The organism is Lentibacter algarum, assembly GCF_040580765.1.
GTDB lineage: Bacteria > Pseudomonadota > Alphaproteobacteria > Rhodobacterales > Rhodobacteraceae > Lentibacter > Lentibacter algarum.
Genome location: NZ_CP158687.1, coordinates 542,541 through 566,526 on the forward strand (window position 1 = coordinate 542,541; position 23,986 = coordinate 566,526).

At 56.5% G+C, this 23,986-nt stretch carries 26 protein-coding genes; 16 read left to right on the plus strand and 10 right to left on the minus strand.

Annotated features, from left to right (window positions below; all coding sequences use genetic code 11):
• Positions 1–2 precede the first annotated feature (2 nt).
• From DSM117340_RS02680 to DSM117340_RS02690, 3 genes are read left to right on the plus strand one after another with little or no spacing between them, the layout of a single operon-like run.
• Positions 3–452: an OsmC family protein gene (locus DSM117340_RS02680; protein ID WP_089887646.1), complete on the plus strand. Its 450-nt coding sequence runs from the start codon at positions 3–5 to the stop codon at positions 450–452.
• A 20-nt stretch (positions 453–472) separates the two neighbouring features.
• Positions 473–1,273, plus strand: a complete 801-nt coding sequence (locus DSM117340_RS02685; protein WP_354689848.1) for an enoyl-CoA hydratase — start codon at positions 473–475, stop codon at positions 1,271–1,273.
• 3 nt (positions 1,274–1,276) lie between these two features.
• A complete protein-coding gene (locus DSM117340_RS02690; RefSeq protein ID WP_089887649.1) occupies positions 1,277–2,911 on the plus strand; it encodes an acyl-CoA synthetase in 1,635 nt (544 codons plus the stop codon).
• A 38-nt stretch (positions 2,912–2,949) separates the two neighbouring features.
• On the opposite strand, the gene DSM117340_RS02695 is transcribed toward DSM117340_RS02690, so the two are convergent.
• The 8 genes from DSM117340_RS02695 to fsa form a co-directional block, all read right to left on the minus strand.
• Positions 2,950–3,693 (minus strand): proteasome-type protease, encoded by a 744-nt coding sequence (locus DSM117340_RS02695; protein WP_177170608.1) that lies wholly within the window; start codon positions 3,691–3,693, stop codon positions 2,950–2,952.
• A 10-nt stretch (positions 3,694–3,703) separates the two neighbouring features.
• Entirely contained in the window at positions 3,704–4,501 is a 798-nt protein-coding gene (locus DSM117340_RS02700; RefSeq protein WP_089887651.1) for a transglutaminase family protein, read from the minus strand.
• Positions 4,502–4,504: 3 nt separating this feature from the next.
• A complete protein-coding gene (locus DSM117340_RS02705; RefSeq protein WP_089887652.1) occupies positions 4,505–5,446 on the minus strand; it encodes an alpha-E domain-containing protein in 942 nt (313 codons plus the stop codon).
• Positions 5,447–5,450: 4 nt separating this feature from the next.
• Complete coding sequence (locus DSM117340_RS02710; RefSeq protein WP_089887654.1) at positions 5,451–6,875, minus strand: circularly permuted type 2 ATP-grasp protein; 1,425 nt, start codon at positions 6,873–6,875, stop codon at positions 5,451–5,453.
• A 265-nt stretch (positions 6,876–7,140) separates the two neighbouring features.
• The gene (locus DSM117340_RS02715) at positions 7,141–7,836 is read right to left on the minus strand and encodes a CDP-alcohol phosphatidyltransferase family protein (RefSeq protein WP_089887655.1); all 696 of its coding nucleotides are present in this window, start codon (positions 7,834–7,836) and stop codon (positions 7,141–7,143) included.
• Positions 7,833–8,765, minus strand: a complete 933-nt coding sequence (locus tag DSM117340_RS02720) for a tyrosine recombinase XerC (protein WP_271437356.1) — start codon at positions 8,763–8,765, stop codon at positions 7,833–7,835. Before DSM117340_RS02720 ends, DSM117340_RS02715 begins: the two co-directional genes overlap by 4 nt.
• Entirely contained in the window at positions 8,762–9,469 is a 708-nt protein-coding gene (locus tag DSM117340_RS02725) for a DUF484 family protein (protein ID WP_089887658.1), read from the minus strand. The genes DSM117340_RS02720 and DSM117340_RS02725 overlap by 4 nt, the downstream gene beginning before the upstream one ends.
• Positions 9,470–9,505: 36 nt before the next feature.
• Entirely contained in the window at positions 9,506–10,159 is a 654-nt protein-coding gene (gene fsa, locus DSM117340_RS02730; protein ID WP_089887660.1) for a fructose-6-phosphate aldolase, read from the minus strand.
• 80 nt (positions 10,160–10,239) lie between these two features.
• Here fsa and DSM117340_RS02735 point away from each other — a divergent pair, with 80 nt between their 5' ends.
• Positions 10,240–12,435 (plus strand): primosomal protein N', encoded by a 2,196-nt coding sequence (locus DSM117340_RS02735; RefSeq protein WP_089887662.1) that lies wholly within the window; start codon positions 10,240–10,242, stop codon positions 12,433–12,435.
• A 23-nt stretch (positions 12,436–12,458) separates the two neighbouring features.
• Here the strand turns inward: DSM117340_RS02735 and DSM117340_RS02740 are convergent, their stop codons facing one another.
• On the minus strand, positions 12,459–13,529 hold the full coding sequence (locus DSM117340_RS02740) for a YeeE/YedE family protein (RefSeq protein WP_089887664.1): 1,071 nt from the start codon (positions 13,527–13,529) through the stop codon (positions 12,459–12,461).
• A 164-nt stretch (positions 13,530–13,693) separates the two neighbouring features.
• On the opposite strand from DSM117340_RS02740, the gene DSM117340_RS02745 reads away from it, so the two are divergent.
• From DSM117340_RS02745 to DSM117340_RS02755, 3 genes are all read left to right on the plus strand, one after another.
• Positions 13,694–14,929 carry an MFS transporter gene (locus DSM117340_RS02745; RefSeq protein ID WP_089887665.1) on the plus strand — a complete coding sequence of 412 codons (1,236 nt, stop codon included), beginning with the start codon at positions 13,694–13,696 and terminating at the stop codon, positions 14,927–14,929.
• 21 nt (positions 14,930–14,950) lie between these two features.
• Positions 14,951–15,820, plus strand: coding sequence for a 50S ribosomal protein L11 methyltransferase (locus DSM117340_RS02750; RefSeq protein WP_089887667.1), 870 nt, complete (start codon positions 14,951–14,953; stop codon positions 15,818–15,820).
• A gap of 104 nt (positions 15,821–15,924) precedes the next feature.
• The gene (locus DSM117340_RS02755; protein ID WP_089887668.1) at positions 15,925–16,269 is read left to right on the plus strand and encodes a hypothetical protein; all 345 of its coding nucleotides are present in this window, start codon (positions 15,925–15,927) and stop codon (positions 16,267–16,269) included.
• Between the two features lie 89 nt (positions 16,270–16,358).
• Here DSM117340_RS02755 and DSM117340_RS02760 read toward each other — a convergent pair whose 3' ends face one another.
• A complete protein-coding gene (locus tag DSM117340_RS02760; protein ID WP_089887670.1) occupies positions 16,359–16,568 on the minus strand; it encodes a DUF1127 domain-containing protein in 210 nt (69 codons plus the stop codon).
• Between the two features lie 353 nt (positions 16,569–16,921).
• On the opposite strand from DSM117340_RS02760, the gene ruvC reads away from it, so the two are divergent.
• The 9 genes from ruvC (at position 16,922) to tolB (ending at position 23,903) form a co-directional block, all read left to right on the plus strand.
• On the plus strand, positions 16,922–17,419 hold the full coding sequence (gene ruvC / locus DSM117340_RS02765; protein ID WP_089887672.1) for a crossover junction endodeoxyribonuclease RuvC: 498 nt from the start codon (positions 16,922–16,924) through the stop codon (positions 17,417–17,419).
• Positions 17,420–17,423: 4 nt separating this feature from the next.
• Positions 17,424–18,083 carry a Holliday junction branch migration protein RuvA gene (gene ruvA, locus DSM117340_RS02770; RefSeq protein WP_089887673.1) on the plus strand — a complete coding sequence of 220 codons (660 nt, stop codon included), beginning with the start codon at positions 17,424–17,426 and terminating at the stop codon, positions 18,081–18,083.
• A 3-nt stretch (positions 18,084–18,086) separates the two neighbouring features.
• On the plus strand, positions 18,087–19,106 hold the full coding sequence (gene ruvB, locus DSM117340_RS02775; RefSeq protein WP_089887675.1) for a Holliday junction branch migration DNA helicase RuvB: 1,020 nt from the start codon (positions 18,087–18,089) through the stop codon (positions 19,104–19,106).
• Positions 19,107–19,122: 16 nt separating this feature from the next.
• On the plus strand, positions 19,123–19,761 hold the full coding sequence (locus tag DSM117340_RS02780; RefSeq protein ID WP_089887676.1) for a hypothetical protein: 639 nt from the start codon (positions 19,123–19,125) through the stop codon (positions 19,759–19,761).
• A gap of 49 nt (positions 19,762–19,810) precedes the next feature.
• The gene (gene ybgC / locus DSM117340_RS02785) at positions 19,811–20,200 is read left to right on the plus strand and encodes a tol-pal system-associated acyl-CoA thioesterase (protein ID WP_089888922.1); all 390 of its coding nucleotides are present in this window, start codon (positions 19,811–19,813) and stop codon (positions 20,198–20,200) included.
• Between the two features lie 95 nt (positions 20,201–20,295).
• Positions 20,296–20,991 (plus strand): protein TolQ, encoded by a 696-nt coding sequence (gene tolQ, locus DSM117340_RS02790; protein WP_089887678.1) that lies wholly within the window; start codon positions 20,296–20,298, stop codon positions 20,989–20,991.
• A 1-nt stretch (position 20,992) separates the two neighbouring features.
• Entirely contained in the window at positions 20,993–21,487 is a 495-nt protein-coding gene (tolR, locus tag DSM117340_RS02795) for a protein TolR (RefSeq protein WP_089887679.1), read from the plus strand.
• 6 nt (positions 21,488–21,493) lie between these two features.
• Positions 21,494–22,582 carry a hypothetical protein gene (locus tag DSM117340_RS02800; RefSeq protein WP_089887681.1) on the plus strand — a complete coding sequence of 363 codons (1,089 nt, stop codon included), beginning with the start codon at positions 21,494–21,496 and terminating at the stop codon, positions 22,580–22,582.
• 4 nt (positions 22,583–22,586) lie between these two features.
• Entirely contained in the window at positions 22,587–23,903 is a 1,317-nt protein-coding gene (gene tolB / locus DSM117340_RS02805) for a Tol-Pal system beta propeller repeat protein TolB (RefSeq protein ID WP_089887682.1), read from the plus strand.
• Positions 23,904–23,986: the final 83 nt, after the last annotated feature.

Consider the following 23,986-nt stretch of genomic DNA (forward strand, 5'->3'; position numbering starts at 1 on the left):
ATATGTCTGATCTGTCGATTGAGCTGCATTGGCAGCGTGCCGAGCCAGTATTCGCCACTGGTAAATATTCAAATGCACATACTGTGCAGATGAATGCCAACTATGACATTACAGTGGACTCTGCTCCTGATTGGGGTGGCGATCCGGCTAATACAAATCCTGAACAGGCGCTCGCATCTGCCTTGTCGAGCTGTCACATGATGACGTTTCTGGCGCTCGCTGCCAAAGCGGATTGGCCAGTCGCCTCATATCACGACTACGCCGAGGCCCATCTTGGTAAAAACCCGAAAGGGCAGATGTCGGTGACGCGGATCGATCTGCATCCTGTGGTGCGCTTTGACACGGGCTTTGCCGTTTCTGACGCGCAGCTGAGCGAGATGCAGGACCGTGCGCATCGCTATTGTTTCATTGCCAGCACACTTGCAGACAGTGTCGAGATCAACATCCGCTAAGCACAGCAGGGAGCCGCGCCATGCACTCTACCGATATCCTCCTGAAGACCTTGAATAAAGAAGGCATCCTTCGCCTGACCTTGAATGATGTCAAAAGGCGCAATGCACTGTCCGAAGCAATGCTTGCGGCGCTTGGCGCAGCCTTCGATGAGGCGAGTGATGATCCGTCTGTTCGTGTTATCATCCTTTCGGCGAACGGACCTGCCTTTTGCGCGGGTCACGACTTGAAAGAGATGACTGCGGGGCGCAGCAAGCCTGACGGCGGCAGAGCCTATTTCGCGTCGGTTATGTCTATGTGTGCAGGCGTGATGCAGGGTATTGTGAACTGTCAAAAGCCAGTGATTGCCGAAGTCACAGGGATCGCTACAGCGGCGGGCTGTCAGCTGGTCGCAAGTTGCGATCTCGCACTGGCAGCCGAAAGCGCGCAGTTTAGCACGCCAGGGGTTCATATTGGTCTGTTCTGCTCGACACCCATGGTGGCGCTGTCGAGAAATGTGTCCAACAAACATGCAATGGAAATGTTGCTGACGGGCGATATGACATCTGCTGCTCGCGCCGCTGAAATCGGTTTGGTCAACCGCGTTCTATCAGAAGATATGCTCCAAGCTGCGGTTTTGGAAATGGCGGGGAAGATAGCCTCAAAATCAAGCATGACATTGGCGACAGGCAAGCGCGCCTTTTACGCGCAGCGCGAAATGTCGCTCTCGCAGGCCTACGACTACGCCTCTCAGGTGATGGTTGATAATATGATGGCCCGTAACGCAGAAGAGGGCATTGGGGCCTTCATCGAAAAGCGTCAACCCCGCTGGCAGGATGCCTGAGATATGAGTGCCAACCCCTACAATACAGATCTGGACCGTACTCCAGCAAACTTTCAGCCGCTGACACCGCTCACATTTCTTGAGCGCGCAGCTATGGTTTTTCCAGATCACACAGCAATCATCCATGGGGCGCTGCGCCGTAGCTACGCGACGTTTTATGCGCGCTCGCGCCAGCTGGCGTCGGCACTGTCTCAGAGTGGAATAAAGCGGGGGGACACTGTTTCGGCGTTGCTCCCCAATACGCCCGCGATGCTTGAGTGCCACTATGGTGTGCCCATGTGCGGCGGCGTTCTTCATTCTATCAATACGCGGCTGGACGCAGCTATCATCGCCTTCCAGCTTGATCATGCCATGTCAAAGGTTGTCATTGTGGACGCCGAGTTTCTGCCCCTGATGCAAGACGCGCTTGCGCTGGCAGACGTCAGTCCACTGATCATTCAGGTTGATGACCCAGAGTTTGATGGCGCGCGCCTGGCCTTTGATGGCGTCGATTATGAAAGCTATCTTGCAGAAGGTGATCCCGCTTTTGAATGGCTTATGCCTGAAGATGAATGGGACGCGATTTCAATCAATTATACATCTGGCACAACGGGTGATCCAAAGGGCGTGGTTTCCCATCATCGGGGCGCGTATCTATTGGCGCAGGGCAATGCGCTCACCACATCGATGCGAAAACATGCAGTCTATCTTTGGACCTTGCCGATGTTTCACTGCAACGGCTGGTGTTTCCCATGGACTCTTTCGGCGATTGTCGGGACGCATGTTTGTTTGCGGCAGGTGCGCGCCGAGCCGATCTGGACCGCCTTGGCAGACGAGAAAGTAACGCACCTGTGCGGCGCACCTATCGTTATGTCCCTGATGATTTCCGCACCCGCAGATCAACAGCGCACACTCGACCATACTGTGCAGTTCTTTACGGCCGCAGCGCCACCGCCCGAAAAGCTGTTGGCGGATATGAGAACAGCAGGCTTTGATGTGACCCACCTTTACGGGCTAACCGAAACCTATGGGCCAGCGGTTGTGAACGACTGGCACGAAAACTGGTCAGCCTTGCCAAGTGAGGAGCAAGCGCGCCTCAAATCTCGCCAAGGGGTCCGCTATTTGCCGCTGGAAGGACTTGATGTGCTTGACCCTGAAACGATGTGCCCCGTTCCGCGCGACGGCGAAAGTATGGGGGAAGTGATGTTTCGCGGCAATGTTGTGATGAAAGGCTATTTCCGCAACGCCGCAGCGACCAAAAAGGCTTTTGAGGGTGGCTGGTTCCACTCTGGTGATCTGGGAGTTGTGCATCCGGATGGCTATATCCAGCTCAAGGACCGTTCAAAGGACATCATTATTTCTGGCGGAGAGAATATTTCGTCTATCGAAGTGGAAGAGGTGCTCTACAGCTACCCTTCTGTTGAGATTGCCGCCGTGGTTGCGATGCCACACGAAAAATGGGGTGAAACGCCTTGTGCGTTTGTTGAGCTGGCATCAGGTCAGGAGATCGACCTAGACGCGCTGCGCAGCTGGTGTCGTGACAAGCTCGCGGCTTACAAAGTGCCTGCTAAGTTTGTCGTGACAACCATTCCTAGAACCTCGACAGGGAAAATTCAGAAATTTGCACTGCGTGAACAGGCAAAGGAATTTGCAAAATAGCCAAAACAGAAAGCAACGCGGCGCTGCTGCGGGCTTTCTCAGGGTGTGGGGCCCAGTGTGAATTCTGGCAGCATATCTAAGGCGTCTCGTAGCGCTTCGCCCCAGCCTTCGGACACCTTTTGAAAGTAGGCGTCGTCACTTGCCACGCGCCCAGTCCGTCCCGTTTTCAGGCTGTCTGCGTCGTAACAATGAAAGTCGAAGGGCGCACCGACGGTCAGATTGGCTTTGAGTGTTGAATCAAAGCTGACGAGCAAAAGCTTCATTGCTGCTTCAAAGCTCATGTCTGGTTCATAGGCGCGCACAAGGATCGGACGGCCATACTTTGTTTCACCAATCTGGAAGAAGGGCGTGTCCTCGGCCGCTTCGATGAAATTGCCTTCGGGGTAGATCAGAAAAAGCCGGTGGGGTCCGCCTTTGATCTGGCCCCCGAGGATCAAGGTTGCGTTGAAAGTGCTGTCGGCGCGCTGACCTGTATCGGCGTGTTGTTCGATCACTTCGCGCAGCACTTCTGCCACCATGCGGGCGGCTTGAAACATTGATGGAACGGCCAAGAGAGATGGCGCGCGTTCTTCCTGTGATTTGCTGCGCTCATCCAGCAAGCTCACGACGGCCTGCGTGGTGGCAAGATTGCCTGCCGACATCAGCGTAATTGAACGCTCGCCCGGTGCCTCCCAGATCGCCATTTTTCGAAATGTCGAAATATTGTCGAGCCCTGCGTTTGTCCGCGTGTCGGACATGAAGACTAGCCCCTGTTTGAGCATCATTCCCACACAGTAAGTCATTTGGGTATTCCTATTGCTGTACTACATCAATTGCGACTGACAGAGTTTCGGTGTTCCCGCCGATGCGGGTTCCCGAGACTGGGGCGGCATCGGCATAGTCGAGGCCTGATGCCACCCGTACATATCGTGTATCAGGTGAAATGCCGTTGGACACGTCGAAACCGACCCAGCCCAGACCGTCGATATGTGCCTCTGCCCAAGCGTGCATAGCATCCTGCACAATTCTATCATTCAGCATAAGATAACCCGAGACGTAGCGAGCCGGATAACCAAGCGCACGTGCACAACTCAGGAAGATATGTGTGTGATCCTGACACACGCCTTTTCCCGCAGCGAGCGCGTCTTCTGCGCTCCAATCGGCCTCTGAGGCACCGACTTCGTATGCGACAGTCTCCCGAATGACGCTGGACAAGGCATGCAACTGGTCCAGTGGCTCGGATTTCGGTGTTTTGCGTAGAATGCCTTGAACGCCTTGGCGTGGCTGGGTGCGAGGTGTGGAGTTTAAAAACAACCATAGCGGCGCTTTCCCTGTGTGACGCCCGACCACTCCGTGGCTGTCGCTCATCTCGACCTCACCTTCACTCACAACGATCAGTTCGCATGCCTCACGCTCGAAGCTTAGCAGTTCGACGGTGTTGTTGTGGTGATCTTCGTAGTGCAACTCGCTTTTCCCACCAGTTATCAGCGTCCGCCAAGACACAACGGATTGTTGGTGCGAAGATTTTGGCGTCTTGCGCAGCTGTTGTAGCCCATATTTCACGGGCGTTTCGAACTGGTAGCGTGTCTGATGACGAATGATTAATCGCATTGTCTACTCATAGAACCGATAGTCGGCTTCAATTTGCCCTGACAACTCTGCCAGAAGCGCCAGAATTTTCTGAATGTGTTCGTGAAGGCCGAATTCAAAGACTGCGTCGATGTCATGGCGCAGGTATGTGCCTTCAATATGTTGGACTTTGAGCTGCGCAGGGCCAAGCCGCCCATAGCCTCGGTTGAGGTAGCCGAGATTATCGCGCAGCTTGCTCACACAGAAGGCCAAGGATCGTGGCATCCGCTTGTCGAGTATCAGGAACTGAGCGATCTCGCGCGTCCCTCCGCTGGACCCATAGGCCATGCGGAACCCTCCGCGCGCCGAAACAGACCGCAAGATTGTTTCCCATTGGACATTGTCCAGTGATGTACCCACCGCGCTCGCGGATGGAAGTAGCACATAGTATTTTACATCCAAAATGCGTGCTGTGTTGTCGGCTCGTTCGATGAAGGTTCCGAGCCGCGCGAAATCGTAGATCTCGTTGCGCAGCATAGTGCCGTGAGTCATGCCTCTGACAACGGCCGAGCGCTGGCGCAAAACACCCAAAACGCTTGGCAAATCACGCTCGCCAACTTTGCGGGAGAGCAAGGAGCAGGCGCTCATATAGGCGGCATTTGTTGACTCCCAGACTTCATGCGTCAGAGCGGTGCGAACAAGGCGTGCATTCTGTCGCGCCCGTTCGATAGAGGACAAAACAGAAGAAGGGTTCGCTCTATCACGTAGGAGCCAGTCGATTGCGGCGTCCTTGGTTAGGGTGTCACGACTGGCTTCGAACTGCTCAAGACTGCCCGCCGTTTGCAGCACAGAGCGCCATTCATGGTCGCCGAGTTCAAGGCGCGTCAGTGCAATGCGCTGGCCAGTTTCAATCAGCCGTGCGGTATTCTCCGCGCGCTCTAGCGAGCGATACATCCAATAGAGGCCATTGGCGGTTTTGCCTAGCATCGCGTCAGTCCTCCACGATCCAAGTGTCTTTGGTTCCGCCGCCTTGGCTAGAGTTAACCACCAGCGAGCCCTTCTTGAGCGCCACGCGAGTTAGACCACCAGCAGTGACTTTGATCTCCCCAGGGCTCACCAAGACAAAGGGCCGCAAATCCACATGTCTTGGGCTCAATCCTTGCTTTGCAAAGATTGGCACTGTTGAGAGGCTAAGTGTGGGTTGGGCGATGTAATTGCCTGGCCGGGCCTTCAGCTTGCGTCTGAAAGCTGCGATCTCTTTTTTTGAGGCCGCTGGGCCTATGAGCATCCCGTAGCCGCCCGAGCCATGCACCTCTTTGACCACTAGATCTTCAAGGTTGTCCAGAACGTAGGCCAGCTGGTCTGGTTCGGCGCATCGCCATGTGGGTACATTGCGCAAGAGGGGTCTTTCGCCTGTGTAGAATTCGACAATCTCAGGCATGTAGCTGTAGATCGCCTTGTCATCTGCGATGCCTGTCCCAGGTGCATTGGCGAGCGTGATGCCGCCCGAGCGGTAAACATCCATAAGTCCTGGGACGCCGAGCTGACTGTCAGGATTGAAGTTCAAGGGATCGAGAAATTCGTCATCCACGCGCCTGTAGAGGACATCAATCGGTTTGTAGCCCCGTGTTGTGCGCATTGCGACGCGCCCGTCACGCACTTGGAGGTCATGCCCCTCAACCAGCTCAGCGCCCATTTGATCCGCGAGGAAAGCATGTTCAAAATATGCAGAGTTGTAGATCCCTGGAGTGAGAACGGCCACCACAGGGGGCGCATTTGTGCGTTCAGGCGCACAGGCTGACAGCGAATGCCGCAGATCTGTCGGATAGCTTTGAACGCTTTTCACGCGGTTTTGCGAAAATAGCTCAGGAAACATCTGCAGCATCGTCTCGCGGTTCTCGAGCATATAGCTGACACCGCTTGGCGTGCGGGCGTTGTCTTCAAGGACAAAGAACTCATCTGGCCCCGTGCGAACAAGATCGATCCCGACAATATGGGTATAGATGCCGCCAGGTGGTGTTACGCCGATCATTCGGGGCTCAAACGCGACGTTCTGGCTGATCATTTCGCGTGGAATGCGGCCCGCCTTTATGATCTCTTGTTTGTGGTAAATATCATGCAAAAAGGCGTTGATCGCTCGAACGCGTTGTTCGATCCCTTTGGTGACACGCGCCCATTCGCGTTCAGAAATAACCCGCGGGATAATGTCAAAAGGGATTAACCGTTCTTCGGCCTCAGAACGCCCATAGACGTTGAAAGTTATTCCCGTTAGCCGAAAAAGCTCTTCGGCTTCGCGCTGTTTTGAGCGCAAGCGCTTCGGATCTTCGCCATTGAACCAACTTTGGAACTTTTTATACGGCGGCCTAAGCTGCTCATCGTTGCCCCACATTTCGTCGAAGAACGACGCTTCCACCATGCCCAATCCTCCAAGCTCAAAAACTTTAAGCGCACCTGCTGATCGAGCGGCCAGAGATTAGTGTGTTCTGTCGTCGAAAACTCCCGTGACTGCATAATTTTTGGACAGCATGCCTGTTAAAGCTGCATTTTCCACCAAGTGTTGATTTTGAGATGGGTCGAAGTGTTCAGAAGCCAACCCCGAACGGCTGACAACTGACCTGATGGATACTGTTAGACGTTCGAGCCTTAAGCGTTGTGACGTCGCAGTGTGATCCAGGTCGGTTTTATCCGTCTGCCCCATACATCAGCTGTTGTGCCGCGCCTGCGATGAGGAGGTAAATCGAGGTGATCATGAGGCCCCAGAAAACAACTGGGATCGGGTCGAACCCTTCCCATGCTGCAAAGCCTGCGAAGACGGTCCAAGCCAGTGCCATGGGCAGGGTCAGGGCGCGCCAGCGGTCTGTCCGGACGGGGTGCACGAATTTTACCGGCACGAACATTGCCACTGTCAGCACAGCGACAAGGCCTAGGCAGGCCTGCCAAGGCGGCGAGAGCGCGAAGAGCACGAGGATCACCATATTCCAGCATCCGGGAAAGCCTGAGAAGGAATTGTCGGCGGTCTTCATGCGGGTGTCCGCAAAATACATCGCGGAACCGAAGGTGATTACGATGATTGCGGCCCAGCCCGACCAGCCATCCATTAGCCCTGACGCATAAAGCGCATAGGCGGGGATGAAGACATAAGTGAGGTAGTCGATGATCAGGTCGAGCAAAACGCCATCAAACTGTGGCGCGTAAGTCTTGACGTTGTAGTGACGAGCGAGGGGACCATCTATGCCATCAACTGCAAAGGCGACGATAAGCCAAACAAACATCATGGCCCAGTCGCGCTCGATGGCTTCCAACATGGCAAGCATGGCGAAGACGGCGCCTGTGGCTGTGAGGAGATGAACCGCGAGGGCTTTGGCTTGAAGTGTCATGTGCTGTTGCTCGCGGATTTGGGATGAGATTTTTCGTATACATCAAGCAAGTGACGGGCATCAACTGCTGTATAGGCTTGCGTTGTAGAGAGCGACGCGTGGCCCAGAAGCTCTTGGATTGCGCGCAGATCGCCGCCTGCCGCCAGAAGGTGTGTTGCGAAGCTGTGGCGCATGGCATGAGGTGTGGCTGAGGCGGGCAGGCCGAGCTGGAGGCGGGCTGCTTGCATGACCTTCTGGATCAGTCGTGGGCTGAGCGCACCACCGCGTACACCGCGAAAGAGTGGGCCTTCGTTTGAAGCGAAGGGGCAGGCCTTGAGATATTGGTCAACGGCTGTGCGGGCCGCGTCAATCACGGGGACAACGCGTTCTTTGCCACCTTTGCCTGTAATGCGTAGGACTTGAGGCAGGGGCGCATCCGCCATGGTCAGGCTGAGCGCTTCTGATATCCGCAAGCCGCAGCCGTAAAGCAGCGTCACGACAGCCACATCGCGCGCGCCAACCCAAGGCTCGCTTGACTGTAGTTGAAGTGCGCTGATCAGGTCGCGGGTCGCCTCGACAGGCAAGGGCCGGGGCAGTTTGGCCTGAAACTTGGGCGCGCGGGCATTGAGCACGGCGGTGGCTTCAAAACCTTCGCGTTCGCCGAGCCAGCGAAAGAAGCTTTTGACCGAAGAGAGCTTGCGCGCGATGGAGCGCGAGGTCAGCTCTTCGCGCCGCAAGGAAGCCATCCATGCGCGCATGTCAGTGATGGTCAGAGACGTCAGCGCGATAAGGCCCGTTTCACCGCCTTTGTGCTGTGCCACAAAGCCGAGAAAACCGTGCACATCATTGGCATAGGCTATGAGAGTGTTGTCTGACGCACCCTTCAGGGCACGGCGGGTGTTTAACCAAGTTTGGACCGCGTCGCGCAGGGCGGGCGAGACCGAGCTCATGACAACCAGCGGCGCATCGCTCTTTCAAACACACCTGCAAAAAACGAGAGCAAGTCAGTGCCTTGCTGTGGGGTAAACTGGTGTGGATCTTCGCCGCCCATAAGCAACATGCCAGGGAGGCGGCCTGCGCCAAAATCAAGTTTCAGGCAGGCTTCCGAGCGGATCCAGCTTGCCGCTTCACCATATACGGGCGGGCCTTCGTTGAGCTGGCGCAATGTGACTTGACGCTGTTCGCCGCCGTTGCGCCCAGTGCGCAGGTAGTCTTCGATAAAGCCGGGCTCAACCACTGTGAGGACGTCGCCAAGGCGCTTTACTGCGGGGTCCTTATCGTTCTGGACCGATTCAAGCACGAGCTTGACGCAATCAACCCGCAAGATTTCTGCGACGGGGCCGCCGAGGTCTTTGAGAAACACTTCAAACTCGACAGGATCAAGCATGCGAAGGATCGCGCGATGCACTTGATTTGTACCTGCGAGGTTTTCGTAGGCTGCGGCAATTACGCTACGGTGGGTGTCTTCCAAACGATCAAGGCGCGCTTCAAGGCGCTCCATGGCGATGCCACGCAGATCAACAATGTTGCCGCCCATCGTGCGCTCGTTTGCGGCGATGAGCGCGCGCATAACGTCCTGATCATCTAGGATAACATCAGGTTCTGTAATGATTTTTTCTCGCAGGACATCGTCCATGCGGGCCTTGCTGCTCATGAGTGCCTCTTTTATTTTGTCGCCTTATAGCACGGCTTACAGAATTTTTTGACCAGTTTTTTCCCAATCGGCCATAAAGTCGGCCAAGCCCTTGTCTGTGAGCGGGTGGCTCGCCATCGCCTTGATGACTTTGGGCGGTGCGGTCATTACATCAGAGCCGATGCGCGCGCATTCAAAAGCGTGATTGACTGTGCGGATTGAGGCGGCCAAAATTTGGGTGTCATAGCCGTAGTTGTCATAGATTGTGCGGATATCGGCGATAAGCTCAAGCCCATCCAGATTGATGTCATCAAGGCGGCCGATAAACGGGCTGATGAAGGTTGCGCCCGCTTTGGCAGCGAGAAGCGCTTGGTTGGCTGAGAAGCAAAGCGTCACATTGACCATGAAGCCATCGTTGCTGAGCACATTGCAGGCCTTGAGGCCGGCCCATGTGAGCGGCACTTTTACGGCGATATTGTCGGCGATTGCGGCGAGCTTGCGGCCTTCGGCGATCATGGCGTCGGCTTCAAGTGCGACCACTTCGGCGCTCACGGGGCCATCGACCAGCTCTGCAATCTCTTTGGTGACTTCAAGGATGTCACGGCCTGATTTCATGATCAGGGAGGGGTTGGTTGTGACGCCATCCACCATGCCGAGGTCGTTCAGCTCGGCGATTTCGTTGATCTCGGCGGTGTCTACAAAGAACTTCATGGATACGGGCCCTAATTGGAATTGTCGCTTGCGAGCTTAGCCCATAGAAAGGGGGTCTGAAACCCCAAAGCGGAGGGCCTGTGGGCCAGTCTGATTATTTTGACGAAGGCGCGCTGGTGGCGGTGCTCACCACGCAGCCCCTTGGCCGAGCGCTTGACTACAAAGCGCCCGAGGGCGGCGTGATGCGTGGCGCATTTGTCGAGGTTCCTCTGGGGCCGCGCAAAGTGATTGGTGTGGTCTGGGGCGCGGGGGCTGGCGGATTTGACTTAAAGAAAGCGCGCAGCATCGCGCGGGTGCTTGATGTGGCGCCAATGCGCGAGGAAATGCGCGCGTTTCTTGAGAAATGTGGGGCTTACACGCTGACGAGCCTGCCACAGATGTTGCGCCTTGCAACCCGGGCGCCGGGGCTGAGCAATCCGCCGTCGATGCAGAAAGTCTACCGCATGGGGCATAAGGCGCCTGATCGGATGACGGATGCGCGGGGGCGAGTGCTTGCGGTGTTGGAAGAGTTTGGCGCGCTTGGCTTTACGCTCGGCGAGCTGGCCGAGCAGGCAGGAGTGACATCTTCTGTGGTCAAAGGCTTGGTCAAGCAAGGCGCTGTGCATGAGGAAGATACCCCGCGTGATCTGCCGTTTGCGCGCCTTGACGCGAGCCGTCCCGGCAAAGAATTGACCGAGGCGCAGGGCGTGGCGGCTGATCGGCTTGTGCAGGGCCAGAAGGCAGGCGTCTTTGGGGCGACATTGCTTTGGGGTATTACGGGCTCTGGCAAGACAGAAGTTTACCTTGAGGCTGTGGCCGAGGCGTTGCGGCAAGGGCGGCAGGCTTTGGTTTTGTTGCCAGAAATTGCGCTTTCGGCAGATTTTATGCGCCGCGTTGAAGCGCGCTTTGGTGCAAAGGCAGCAGAGTGGCATTCTGGCGTGACAATGACCGAGCGCCGCCGCGTCTGGAAAATGGTTGGCGAGGGCGGCGCGCAGTTGGTAATTGGGGCGCGCTCAGCGTTATTTTTGCCGTTTCAGGACTTGGGGCTGATTGTTGTCGATGAAGAGCACGACAGCTCCTACAAACAAGAGGAAGGCGCGCTTTACAATGCGCGCGATATGGCTGTGTTGCGTGGCTCTTTGTGTGGCGCGCAAGTGGTGTTGGCCTCAGCCACGCCGAGCCTTGAAAGCTGGAGCAATGCACAATCGGGTAAATACGAGCTGATCGAGCTGACGTCACGCTACGGGGTCGCTGTGCTGCCAGAGTTGCGCACGATTGATATGCGGCAAGTGAAGCTGCCATCAAATCGCTGGATATCGCCTCAGCTTGAGAGCGCTGTCAAAGCACGGATGCTCAAGGGCGAGCAGTCGCTCCTGTTTCTCAACCGCCGTGGCTATGCGCCTGTTACGCTTTGCCGCAAATGTGGCGAGCAGATTGCCTGCACTGATTGCGACGCTCGGATGGTTGAACACCGCTTCCTAAAGCAGCTGATGTGCCATCAATGCGGCGCGACGCGGCCGATCCCCGAGGTTTGTCCGTCTTGTGAAGCTGAGGATACACTTGCGGTCGTCGGCCCCGGGGTCGAGCGGCTCGCGGAGGAGGCGGCAGAGCGCTTCCCTGAGGCGCGTGTTGCGGTCCTTAGCTCTGATCTCTTCGGATCGGCGCGTGCCCTCAAGGCGCAGATCATGGCGATTGCTGAAGGGGCTGCTGATGTCATCATCGGGACGCAGCTCGTGGCCAAAGGCCATAACTTCCCGCTGCTCACGCTTGTGGGGATCATTGATGCGGATCTGTCGCTGCAAGGCTCTGACATGCGTGCAGCTGAGCGCACCTTTCAGCAGATGCGTCAGGTTTCCGGGCGCGCTGGGCGGGCCGAGAAGGCGGGGGTGGCTATGCTTCAGACCTATCAGCCAGAGCACCCTGTCTTACGCGCAATCATGTCGGGCGAAGAGCGCCAGTTCTGGCGCGCGGAAGCCGATGAGCGCCGCCTCTCGGGGATGCCGCCTTTTGGGCGCCTTGCAGGGGTTGTCATCAGTGCGCCGAACGAGCGCGATGCTTTTGACCTTGGTGAGCACCTTGCACGCAATGCTGCGCCGCTGGCCAAAATCGGTGCACAGGTCTTTGGGCCTGCGCCTGCGCCCGTTGCGCGTGTGCGTGGTCGCCACCGTGTGCGCCTGCTTGTGAAGGCTCCAAAAGATGCGCCTTTACAAGCCGCGCTGCGTGCATGGCTCAAAGGTCTCAAGCTCCCCAACCAGCTTCGCCTCAGCGTCGATATTGATCCGCAAAGTTTTTACTAAAGGCTTTTTCTTTCCAAAAAAGCTCAGCTGGCGGCGCTTGCGCCTTTGAGGCCGCGCTGGTCTACAAGCGCATCTGTGACCATCGCTCCGATCCACATGCAGAAAAGCGCAAGCCATGCGGTCCCTGCAAAGATCGAGCCGCCTGTGACGCCTGCTCCGATGGCGCAGCCGCCGGCGAGCATCGCGCCAAAGCCCATCAAGACTGCACCCGTCATTGAGCGGCGCATGTTGCTTTCGTCGCTGAAGCCCTGAAACTTGAACTCGCGTGTTGCCAGAGCCGCCAGAAGCGAGCCGATGACCACACCCGGTACGAGGCCAACATCAAACTCAAGCACGGCATTGCGGTCCAGAAAGAACATCAGGGTATGGGCGGAGGGGCCAGAGAAGGTTGCGCTCTCGATTTGGACTGGGTCAAAGGCGGATTGCGCGAGCGTGTAGGTCAGCACCCAGCCGACAGCCACGGAGAAGCCAACACCTGAAGCAAAGATCAGGCGGGCTGCGCCGATACGTTCTTTGACTGAAAGGTAAAGCGCCAGAGCCGCAAACGCGAGGCCAATGAAAAATCCAGCTGAGGGTGGCAAGCTGAGGGCGGCCAAAAGGTCCATATTGCGTCCGCCTTCAGTGACCCAGAGCGCGGCGAGCCAGTCCCGCGCGGGCGAGAGCACGCCCGCGAGCGACATTTGCGCAACGACTGCAAAAACCAGCCCCGCGACGACGGAGCGCAAGTTGCCCGTGGCGGCAAGAACGAGCAAGCGTCCCGAACATCCACGCGCCAGCACCATTCCGACGCCAAAGAGCAGTCCGCCGATGATTGCGCCTGACCAGCTTCCTGGGACGGCCATCATGCGGGCTTCTTGGGTTTCCATCAGGCCAAGGAGCTGTGCGCCTTGGACCCAGACAAGGGCGGTCGAGAAGGTAAGAAACCAGACGGCGACCTTGTCTTTCATTAGGCCACGGGCAAACTCGACAGAGGCGGCCCGAAGGCAAAACCGCGAGCGCTGGGCGGCGATCCCGAAGATCAGACCTGTGATCAGCCCGAACAGAGCCGCTGTGGGGGCTTCGCCGATGCGTTCGATGAGTGGAATAATGTCCATAGCGTCTCGCCTTTTTGAGCCGGTTTCAGGGGGCGTTTAACATGTATGTCATATTCATGCTTTGACATGGATCAGATTTGAGCCTCTTGAGCGCCTGCATTTGCCCGCGTTTTTGGGGCCGTTTTTACTCTGTGCAAGCCGCGGGAAAAGGCGTAAGCGGAGCCATGGCCCGTATTGTAAAACTCGAAGACGCATCCGATCTGCCACTTTGGCGGCGTCCGATTGCGCTGCTTTTTCTCATGGCGTTTGCCATGCCTATTGCTTTTGCGACGTGGAGCGCTTTGCTCAACAACTTCGTGATTGAGGTGGGTGGGTTTGACGGCTCGGACAACGGCTGGCTGCACACCGTGCGCGAAATTCCAGGGTTTCTGGCTGTGGGTGTTATTGCCATCATCATATTTGTGCGCGAGCAGGTGCTTGGGCTGGTCTCTCTGGTCATGCTGGGCGCCGCCACGGCTGTGACTGCTTGGTTTCCATCGATGGCTGGGATTTTGACGGTCACAATGCTGTCGTCCATTGGCTTTCATTATTATGAAACGGTGAACCAGTCGCTTCAGCTCCAATGGCTGAGCAAGGAGCGCGCGCCCAAGGTGCTTGGATATTTGCTGGCCACCGGCTCTGGCGCGACGTTGATATGTTATATCTTTATCATGCTGCTCTGGGAGCCTTTGGGGCTGTCTTACAACATTGTTTATATGATTTCAGGCGGGATCACGGCAGGGTTGGCGGTGTTTTGCTTGCTGGCTTATCCGCAGTTTGAGGCGCCGCATCCTCAGGTCAAGAAGATGATCCTGCGCAAACGTTACTGGCTCTATTATGCACTGCAGTTCATGGCGGGTGCGCGTCGGCAGATCTTCATGGTCTTTGCGGGCTTTATGATGGTTGAGAAGTTCGGCTTTGCTGTCCATGAGGTCGTGTCGCTCTATTTGATCAACCTTGTGATCAATATGTTCGTTGCGCCGCTCTTAGGCCATGTGGTGCATCGCTTTGGCGAGCGCAATACGCTTTTGTTTGAATATACTGGGCTGTGCCTTGTGTTTTTGGCTTATGGCGGGATTTACATGTTCGGCTGGGGCGTTGTGCTGGCGGCGACACTTTATGTGATTGATCATATCTTCTTTGGACTCGCGCTGGCCTTGAAGACCTATTTTCAGAAAATCGCTGATCCGCGCGATATTGCTCCGACGGCAGCTGTCGCTTTTACCATCAACCACATTGCAGCGGTGGGCCTGCCTGCTTCGCTGGGCTATCTTTGGCTCGTCTCGCCCACGGCTGTGTTTATGTTGGCGGCGGCGATGGCGGCGGTCTCTTTTGGGTTGGCGATGATGATCCCGCGTCATCCCGAAGAGGGCAATGAAACCATCTTTTCCAAATTCACTGCGGCCGCGCCCGCAGAATAACGCTTGAGACAGGACCGAGACATGAGCACAAGCTATTCCGCCTTTACGACGATTGACAACAAGCCTGCCGCCGAGGCGCTGGGCGAAGCGCTGGAGCGGATGGAGCCAGAACCCACAGGGGTGGGCGTTTTTGAGATGGAAGACGGCTCCGGACTTTGGGAAGTTGCCGCCTATTTCATTGCGACGCCTGATGCGGCAGGGCTGGCTCTGCTTGAGGCGATGCATGGCGCACGTTTTGTTGTTTCCGAAATTCCCGAGACTGACTGGGTTGCCAAGGTGAAGCGTGATCTTGCGCCTGTGGTGGCGGGGCGCTTCTTTGTGCATGGCAGCCACGACGGCGATAAAGTCCCCGCCGGAGCGGAGCCCCTATTGATCGAGGCGGCGATGGCCTTTGGTACGGGACATCATGGCACGACGCTGGGCTGCTTGCAGGCGCTCGACCATTTGGCAGACGCGGGCTTTCAGCCGAAATCTGTGGCCGATATCGGCTGTGGTACCGCTGTGCTTGCAATGGGGGCTGCGCGTCTTTGGGATGTGCGCATCATTGCCAGCGATATTGACGAGGTGGCCGTTGATGTGGCGCTGGCCAATGCGAAGGCCAACGGGCTTGAGGGGCGTCTCGAATGTGTCGAGGCGGCGGGCTTTGGCCATCCTGTGCTTGCAGAGGCAGCACCTTATGATCTGATTTTTGCCAACATCCTCAAGGGGCCGCTTGTGGCCCTTGCCCCCGAGATTGCAGCGAACCTCACTCAAGGGGGCTACGCGATTCTGTCGGGGATCTTGAACGAGCAGGCCGAGGAAGTCATCGAGGTTTATGCACAGAATGGAACCAATCTGAGCCAGCGACAGGTGATTGGTGACTGGAGCACGCTTTTGCTGCAAAAACCCTGACAAGAAGACGCTCTTTTTCGCCTTATTTGAGGAAATTGCCCAATTTTTGCCACAATTCGGAGGCAAATTATAAAGGAACTTCGGTGGGGGCACTGGAGTCTGCCATGTCTGCCAAAGTGCAAAATTTTGATAAGCGTTTGACACGTATTGTCCGTAAGCACCGTTCTATGAGCAACGGCTACGGGTTCCGTGTGGACAAGAGCGGTTTGATTACGATCAAGCCAAAGCGTGCCAAGGGCACATCCCCGATTTTCATTCTGTTTATGGTTCTGTGTGTCGGCGTTTTGTTCAAAGCAGTGGCTTTGGCAAACTTCGGGCCTGCCAAATATGCTGACAGGCTCGCTCCGCTTCACGAGGGCACTGTTGTGGAACAAGCTGGCGCATGGCTGATGGAGCCAGGCGTGGTGACATATGCTGTCTCAGGCTTTGTCGGCGGATTTATTAACTAGTTTTCTGTTTCATTCTCTCCTCCAAAGAGAAAGCCGCGCTCCCTTAGGGATGCGCGGCTTTGATCTTTTGGATGGGGCGGCAGAGGAGCTTAGCGTTGTGCCTCTGCAAGCGCGTCGATGTCACCACGGCACAGGCCAATGTCTTCCAGCTCGCGGTCGCTGAGCTGTGAGAGGGCGTTGCGTGTTGAGCGTGCGTCATTCCATGCAACAAAAGACGCTGTCATGTGAGCGAAGATCTGGCCGATACGGCCGTGTGTGCCAGCAATTTGCTGCGCGCGTGTATAGTCGAGGGCGGCCATATCTATGTTCCTTCTCTAAAATTATGGTCATCGTTCTGATTGGCCGCATTTAGGTGCGGTTATGTCCCCGCACAAGGGGATATTTTGACATAAGTCCCATGCGTTTTGTGCATAGGTCAAAATGTGGTGAAACTCCTTAATTTTATAGCTTTGCTGACTGCTGGAAACGTCGCTTTTGGCGCCTGGAATGGCGGTTTTTGTCCAGAATTTGCTGCAATGCGGCAAAATTGCGGCAAAAGCGCTCAGATATGTTAAGACTTGGCAGATGTTCCCCTTTCGTGCTAGTGCTTCAAAAAAGCAACAGATTTGGCTGTGACAGCAAGCCAGCGAGACAAGTGAGCGGGGCGAGTGGCATGCGTATTTTGGGAATCGACCCCGGATTGAGGAATATGGGCTGGGGTGTGATTGAGAAGCACGGCTCGCGGCTGAGCTTTATCGGTTGTGGCGTTGTGAATTCCGCAGGTGACGATCTGGCCGAGCGGCTTTTGTCTTTGCATCACGGGCTGACCGAAGTTTTGCGCGCATATGCGCCCGAGACCGCCGCCGTGGAACAGACGTTTGTCAACAAGGACGCGGTGGCGACGTTGAAGCTTGGTCAGGCGCGTGGGATTGCGCTTTTGGTTCCTGCGCAATTCGGGCTCGGCGTGGCGGAATATGCGCCCAACAAAGTCAAAAAGACGGTTGTGGGTGTGGGTCATGCGAGCAAAGATCAGATCAAGCATATGGTGAAGATGCAGCTCCCAAGTGCTGATGTGAGCAAAGCCGATGCGGCGGATGCTCTGGCCATTGCCATTTGTCATGCGCATCATCACACATATGCCGCTATGACGCTGGCCAGAACAGGAAGTTGAGCGGATGATTGGGAAAGTCGCAGGGCGGATTGATTATATCGCTGAGGATCATGCGCTGATCGACGTTAAAGGGATCGGCTATTTGGTCTATTGCTCGGAGCGCACGCTGCGCAGCCTGCCGCGGGCAGGCGAGGCTGTGGCGCTTTATACGGATCTGCTCGTGCGTGAGGACAACTTGCAGCTTTTCGGCTTTACCTCGCTTGTGGAGAAAGAGTGGTATCGCCTGCTTTTGACGGTGCAGGGCGTGGGGGCAAAGGCGTCTCTGGCGATGCTGAGCGCGCTTGGCCCCGATGGGGTGAGCCGTGCTATTGCGCTGGGTGACTGGGGCGCTGTGAAAGCAGCTAAGGGCATTGGCCCGAAGACGGCGCAGCGTGTTGTGATGGAGCTAAAGGACAAAGCACCTGCCATAATGGCGCTCGGTGCTGGGCCTGCGCCTGATATGGGGCAGGATGACGATGTGCTTGAAGATATTGCCCCAGTGAGCGCGCCTGTTGCGCAGGTGGGCGGTGCCGCACAGTCGGAGGCGTTGTCGGCCTTGAGTAACCTTGGTTATGCGCCCTCTGAAGCGGCGAGCGCGATTGCGCAGGCGCAGGAAAATGGCGGCGGCGAGGACACAGCAGCGCTGATCCGTCAAGCGCTGCGGCTTTTGGCGCCGAAGGGGTAAAGGATGAGCGCGAGAGAACCTGTCTTGAACCCAGAAGCGCTCCCTGAAGATGTGGAGCGCGCGTTGCGCCCGCAGCATCTGAGCGAGTTTGTCGGACAAGCCGAGGCGCGAGCCAACCTCAAGGTCTTTATCGAGAGCGCCAAGATGCGCAAAGATGCGATGGACCACACTTTGTTTCATGGCCCTCCTGGACTTGGTAAGACAACGCTGGCTCAGATCATTGCGCGCGAGCTTGGCGTTGGTTTTCGTATGACGAGCGGGCCCGTACTCGCCAAAGCGGGCGATCTGGCAGCAATCCTCACGAACCTTGAGCGCAATGATGTGCTCTTTATTGACGAAATTCACCGTCTCAATCCTGTGGTGGAGGAAATCCTTTACCCCGCGCTTGAGGACTTTGAACTTGATCTTGTGATTGGCGAGGGTCCGGCAGCGCGCACTGTGCGGATCGAGCTTCAGCCCTTTACGCTTGTTGGCGCAACGACGCGGCTTGGCCTCCTGACCACGCCACTGCGCGACCGTTTTGGTATCCCGACGCGGCTCGAGTTTTATGCGGTGGCGGAGCTTGAGCGGATTGTCAGTGTCAACGCGCAGAAGCTTGGGGTGAAGGCGGATGCGGCAGGTGCACTCGAGATTGCAAAGCGTTCGCGTGGTACACCGAGGATCGCGGGGCGCTTGCTGCGCCGTGTCGTGGACTTTGCAATTGTCGAGGCGGATGGCGTTGTAAGCCAAGAGTTGGCAGACCGCGCGCTCTCAAGGCTCGGGGTGGATGCACTCGGGCTTGACGGAGCGGACCGCCGGTATCTCAATCTGATTGCCGAAAACTATGCTGGCGGACCTGTGGGCATTGAGACCATTGCCGCGGCTTTGTCGGAAAGTCGCGATGCGCTTGAGGAGGTGATTGAGCCCTACCTCTTGCAACAGGGGCTTATTCAGCGCACACCGCGCGGGCGGATGCTGGCGCAGAAGGGCTGGACCCACATGGGCCTGACCCCGCCAAAGACCCGCACTGACCTGTTTGAATAAAGACGAGCCTGAGACTATGAGCACGACCCCTGCCGATATTGAAGCCATGTTCACGGATGCGAAGGGTGCCTTTCGCTTTGCGCGTTGGGGGCGGCCGATTGCGCCGATTGTCTTTGGGGTCGATGATGCGACGTTGAATATCTTTAAGGGCGCTGTTGAAGCGCTTTCGGCTCTGACTCAGCACCCACTGGCGGAAACGGACTTTGAGCTTGGGGTTAATCTTATGTTCTTTATGTTCAAGAGCTGGGACGAGCTGAGCGATCTGCCTGATCTTGATCGGCTCGTGCCCGAACTCGACCAGCTTGTGCCGAAACTCAAGTCGCAAGGGGCGAGCCAATATCGGCTGTTCCGCTTTGATGATCAGGGCGCGATACAGGCTTGTTTTGTGTTTATATGCATGGATGGGCCTCTGGCCGACTGGCCCGCAGAAAGCCTTGCTTTGGTGCAGGCGTCGCAGGCGTTTTTGCTTTGGGGCGATCAGGCTTTTGCCGAGCGCTCGCCCTTGGCACGGCTGCCCAATGGGGCGGATATTTTGCGCCCCGATGTGGGCGATATTTTGCGCGCGGCCTATGCACCTGAGCTTCCGCATGTGGCCCATGACGCTAGCTTTTCTCTCAGGCTTTTTGCGCGGGTGAGTGGGGCGCAGGCTGGATAAGCGCGGCGAGCTGTGCTGAAGTGGGGCGAGACATCAGAAAGTGGCCTATATGATCTATTCCCTACCTGTGCGCGTTTACTATGAAGACACTGACATGGCGGGGATCGTGTATTACGCCAATTACCTGCGCTATATCGAGCGCGGGCGCTCTGAATGGGTGCGCGAAGTTGGACTTGACCAGAATGTGATGAAAGAGCGTGATGGTATCGTCTTTGCTGTGCGGCGTGTGGAGGCTGACTACCTCGGCTCTGGGCGACTGGACGATCAGCTTGTTGTTGAGACGCAGGTTAAGGCTGTCACGGGGGTCAGAATGGTTATGGAGCAATGGGTTAAGCGCGGAGAAGACATATTGTTTCATGCGCTCGTGACCGTTGTTTGTATGACGCTGGACGGGCACCCGACCCGTCTGCCAGCAAATATCCGCCAAATGGTGCACTGATCCTCGGCCAAGTCTTGCTTGGGATAGCTTTCTGACTTGAGATCGGCTATTTTGCTCTCAATAAGGCGAAAAGCCACCAAGAGAGAGCAGGCACTATGGAAACTGAAGCACTGGCTGCGGCGCAGCATATCGACTTTTCGATGTGGGCGCTGTTCATGCGCGCAACCTTTACCGTAAAACTCGTGATGATCATCTTGATACTGGCCTCATTCTGGTCGTGGTCGATTATCATCCAGAAATTTATCAACTACCGCAAAGCCCGTGAAGAGGCGGCCTCTTTTGACCGTGCATTTTGGTCGGGTGAGCCGCTGGATGCGCTCTATGAGCAGATCGGCGCTGAGCCAGATGGGCAGAGCCAGAAGATTTTTGCCGCTGGCATGACAGAGTGGCGGCGCTCTCATAAGGCTGATGGCGCAATGATTGCAGGGGCGCATTCGCGGATTGACCGCTCTATGGATGTGGCGATCGCTAAAGAAGCAGACAAGCTTCAAAGCGGGCTGCAAGTTTTGGCCACTGTGGGCTCGACGACGCCATTTATCGGCCTCTTCGGCACTGTGATCGGGATTATGAACGCCTTTATCGAGATTGCTGAGCAGCAAAACACCAACCTCGCCGTTGTCGCGCCGGGTATTGCTGAGGCGCTTTTGGCGACTGGCCTTGGTCTTTTGGCAGCGATCCCTGCTGTTATCTTTTACAATAAGCTGAGTGCTGACAGTGAAGGGCTTGTTGCTGGATATGAAGCCTTTGCTGATGAGTTCTCAACCATTCTTAGCCGTCAACTGGATAGCTGATATGGGCGCGGGCGTAGTACAAAAAGACACTGGAGGCGGCAGTCGCCGACGCCGTGCGCGCGGCCGTTCACGGCCGATGTCTGAAATTAACGTGACACCTTTTGTCGATATTATGCTGGTTTTGTTGATTATCTTTATGGTGGCTGCACCGATGCTAACCGTGGGTGTGCCCGTGGAGCTGCCGAAGACAGCAGCGAACAGTCTGCCTGTGGAGGCGGAGGAGCCTCTCACGGTGACGATTACGGCTGAGGGGCAAGTCATGATCCAGCAGACGGAAGTGCCGCGGAGCGAATTGGTTGGGCGGATGCGCGCAATTGCGGCGGAGCGCGAGGGCGACCGCGTGTTTTTGCGTGCGGATGGGGCCGTCTCTTATGCAGAAGTGGTTCAGGTCATGGGCGCGCTGAATGGAGCGGGCTTTAGCAACATTGGCCTTGTGACCGAGAGCGGCGGACCAGCGCTTGATGGCGTGGACGCAAGCGTCCCGAGCGACCAGTAGGGCGCTTTGAACCGCGGCCAGAGCATATCCCTCATCGGCCATCTTGGGCTGATTGGACTGCTTCTCTTTGGTGGGAAGTGGAACAGTGATCCGTTGCCGTTTGAGATCAGTGATGTTTCTGTTGTGAGCGAGGCAGAGTATCAGGCGGTTTTGGCTGCGGTGCGTGCGCCCGAAGCTGCCTCTGATATCGAAGTGCCAGAGCCACCAAGCGAAGATGAAACCTCCCAGCCGCAAGCAGCACCAGATACTCCGCCAGACACACAAGTGGCCCCTGATGTCGCCAGTCCCGAGACGGATGTTGCCCCAGAAGTGGACACAAGCGAACCCGCCGTGACCACACAAGTTGAAGATGTGCCGCCGCAGTTGGTGCAGCCCCAAGAAGATGTCGCGGTCTTGACCCCAGGGACGAGCCCGCGCCCAAAGCTGCGCCCGATTGAGCGGGTGGCACCTGAAGCAGTGAATGCGCCGGAGCAGACGGATGTTGCTCCTGCAGAGCAGGTTCAGCCTGAGACAGCACCTGATGCCATCGCTGAGGTGGTGGAGCCAGAGACAGAGGCGGCACAGCCTGAGGCTGCGACAACTGAGATCAACCCCGAAGCGCGTGATGATGTGACGCTTGCGCCCGCGCAATCGATGCGCCCCAAAGGCCGCCCGCAGCGGCAGGCTGAGGCTGCGACAGCACCTGCTGCCGAGGCCTCCAACGCGGTCAATGACGCGTTGGCCGAGGCTTTGAGCGGTGGGGCCGACACGGCCGAGGAGACAGCTGCGCCGGCAGGGGCGCCGCTTACGGGCGGCGAACGGGAGGGGCTGAAGCTGGCAATATCCCGCTGTTACAATGTGGGTGCATTGTCATCAGAAGCGCTTGCCGTGAATATCTATGTTAGCGTTGAGATGGCACGGGATGGAAAGCCTGTGATCCCGTCGATCAAGCTATTGCGCAGCGAAAACGGCTCTGACGCGGCTGCAAAGCAAGCTTATGATGCGGCGCGACGGGCGATTATTATTTGTGGCAGTGATGGATTTGATCTGCCGAGCGAGAAATACGACCAATGGAAAACGGTCGAGATAAAGTTTAACCCCGAGAGTATGAGGTAAGGGTATGATCTTGAGACTATTGAGCTTTGTGCTTTTGGCGGCGGTGAGTTCGGCATCTTTTGCACAGGCTGAGCCTTTGCGGATCGAAATCACCGATGCGGTGATTGAGCCTTTGCCTGTGGCTGTTCCTGAATTTGTGGCTGAAACGGCAGGCGCAGGGCCGATTGCCGCTGATATTGCTCGTGTTGTGGCCGAAGACTTAAAGGGCACAGGGCTATTTCGCGAGATTGATAAGGCTGCATTTATCAGCCAGATCAGCTCTTTTGCAGCACCTGTTCAATTTGCAGATTGGAAAGCAATCAACGCGCAGGCTTTGATTACTGGGGCTGTCACCGTTCAGGGCGAACAGATCATTGTGAAGTTCCGCGTTTATGATGTTTTTGCCGGTCAAGAGCTTGGCAAAGGTTTGCAACTGGCAGGGACGCGCGCAGGTTGGCGGCGGATGGCGCATAAGGTTGCCGATCAGGTCTATACGCGGATCACGGGCGAAGGCGGCTACTTTGACAGCCGTGTTGTTTACGTGAGCGAGACTGGGCCGAAGGACAACCGTAAGAAGCGCCTTGCGATTATGGATTATGACGGCGCGAACAACCAGTTTCTCACTGACAGCAGCGCGATTGTACTTGCACCGCGTTTCTCACCAACGGGCGACCGCGTTCTCTACACAAGTTATGAGACAGGTTTCCCCAAGATATATGTGCTTGATGTGGCCAGTGTGGGCCGGCGTGTGCTTGAAAGCCGCGATGGAACGATGAGCTTTGCGCCGCGTTTTGCACCAGACGGACGCAAGGTTGTGTTCTCGCTTGAAAGCGGAGGCAACACTGACATCTACCTCATGGATGTGGCCACAGGGGCGGAGCAGCGTTTGACCAATGCGCCGTCGATTGAAACAGCGCCGAGCTTTTCGCCTGATGGCAGCCAGATCGTTTTTGAGAGCGACCGTTCAGGCAGCCAACAGCTTTACGTGATGTCTGCCAATGGGGGAGAGCCACGGCGGATCAGCGCAGGACCAGGGCGATACGGCACGCCAGTCTGGTCACCACGGGGCGACCTTGTGGCTTTTACCAAGCAATCTAAAGGCCGGTTCCACATTGGGATCATGCGCACGGATGGTACGGGCGAGAAGCTTCTGACCGCTTCATTCCTAGAAGAGGGGCCGACATGGGCTCCGAACGGGCGTGTCATAATGTTTACCAGAGAAACACAGGGTACTGACGGGCAATCTAGCCTTTATTCTGTCGATATCTCGGGTCGTAATTTGCAGCGGGTGCGCACCGAGGGCGGCGCGTCTGATCCCTCATGGAGCCCATTGCAGCAGTAACACAAAGGTGTGAGCGGTGCGCCGCTTCACGCTGATCTTGAGAATTCACAGGCGGTGCTGTCTATGTTAGACAGTCCGTATTA

Excerpts from the sequence above, each read along its gene's own strand:
- DSM117340_RS02680 (WP_089887646.1), top strand. The coding sequence starts at position 3 with ATGTCTGATCTGTCGATTGAGCTGCATTGGCAGCGTGCCGAGCCAGTA.
- DSM117340_RS02685 (WP_354689848.1), top strand. The coding sequence starts at position 473 with ATGCACTCTACCGATATCCTCCTGAAGACCTTGAATAAAGAAGGCATC.
- DSM117340_RS02690 (WP_089887649.1), top strand. The coding sequence starts at position 1,277 with ATGAGTGCCAACCCCTACAATACAGATCTGGACCGTACTCCAGCAAAC.
- DSM117340_RS02695 (WP_177170608.1), bottom strand. The coding sequence starts at position 3,693 with ATGACTTACTGTGTGGGAATGATGCTCAAACAGGGGCTAGTCTTCATG.
- DSM117340_RS02700 (WP_089887651.1), bottom strand. The coding sequence starts at position 4,501 with ATGCGATTAATCATTCGTCATCAGACACGCTACCAGTTCGAAACGCCC.
- DSM117340_RS02705 (WP_089887652.1), bottom strand. The coding sequence starts at position 5,446 with ATGCTAGGCAAAACCGCCAATGGCCTCTATTGGATGTATCGCTCGCTA.
- DSM117340_RS02710 (WP_089887654.1), bottom strand. The coding sequence starts at position 6,875 with ATGGTGGAAGCGTCGTTCTTCGACGAAATGTGGGGCAACGATGAGCAG.
- DSM117340_RS02715 (WP_089887655.1), bottom strand. The coding sequence starts at position 7,836 with ATGACACTTCAAGCCAAAGCCCTCGCGGTTCATCTCCTCACAGCCACA.
- DSM117340_RS02720 (WP_271437356.1), bottom strand. The coding sequence starts at position 8,765 with ATGAGCTCGGTCTCGCCCGCCCTGCGCGACGCGGTCCAAACTTGGTTA.
- DSM117340_RS02725 (WP_089887658.1), bottom strand. The coding sequence starts at position 9,469 with ATGAGCAGCAAGGCCCGCATGGACGATGTCCTGCGAGAAAAAATCATT.
- fsa (WP_089887660.1), bottom strand. The coding sequence starts at position 10,159 with ATGAAGTTCTTTGTAGACACCGCCGAGATCAACGAAATCGCCGAGCTG.
- DSM117340_RS02740 (WP_089887664.1), bottom strand. The coding sequence starts at position 13,529 with ATGGACATTATTCCACTCATCGAACGCATCGGCGAAGCCCCCACAGCG.
- DSM117340_RS02745 (WP_089887665.1), top strand. The coding sequence starts at position 13,694 with ATGGCCCGTATTGTAAAACTCGAAGACGCATCCGATCTGCCACTTTGG.
- DSM117340_RS02750 (WP_089887667.1), top strand. The coding sequence starts at position 14,951 with ATGAGCACAAGCTATTCCGCCTTTACGACGATTGACAACAAGCCTGCC.
- DSM117340_RS02755 (WP_089887668.1), top strand. The coding sequence starts at position 15,925 with ATGTCTGCCAAAGTGCAAAATTTTGATAAGCGTTTGACACGTATTGTC.
- DSM117340_RS02760 (WP_089887670.1), bottom strand. The coding sequence starts at position 16,568 with ATGGCCGCCCTCGACTATACACGCGCGCAGCAAATTGCTGGCACACAC.
- ruvC (WP_089887672.1), top strand. The coding sequence starts at position 16,922 with ATGCGTATTTTGGGAATCGACCCCGGATTGAGGAATATGGGCTGGGGT.
- ruvA (WP_089887673.1), top strand. The coding sequence starts at position 17,424 with ATGATTGGGAAAGTCGCAGGGCGGATTGATTATATCGCTGAGGATCAT.
- ruvB (WP_089887675.1), top strand. The coding sequence starts at position 18,087 with ATGAGCGCGAGAGAACCTGTCTTGAACCCAGAAGCGCTCCCTGAAGAT.
- DSM117340_RS02780 (WP_089887676.1), top strand. The coding sequence starts at position 19,123 with ATGAGCACGACCCCTGCCGATATTGAAGCCATGTTCACGGATGCGAAG.
- ybgC (WP_089888922.1), top strand. The coding sequence starts at position 19,811 with ATGATCTATTCCCTACCTGTGCGCGTTTACTATGAAGACACTGACATG.
- tolQ (WP_089887678.1), top strand. The coding sequence starts at position 20,296 with ATGGAAACTGAAGCACTGGCTGCGGCGCAGCATATCGACTTTTCGATG.
- tolR (WP_089887679.1), top strand. The coding sequence starts at position 20,993 with ATGGGCGCGGGCGTAGTACAAAAAGACACTGGAGGCGGCAGTCGCCGA.
- tolB (WP_089887682.1), top strand. The coding sequence starts at position 22,587 with ATGATCTTGAGACTATTGAGCTTTGTGCTTTTGGCGGCGGTGAGTTCG.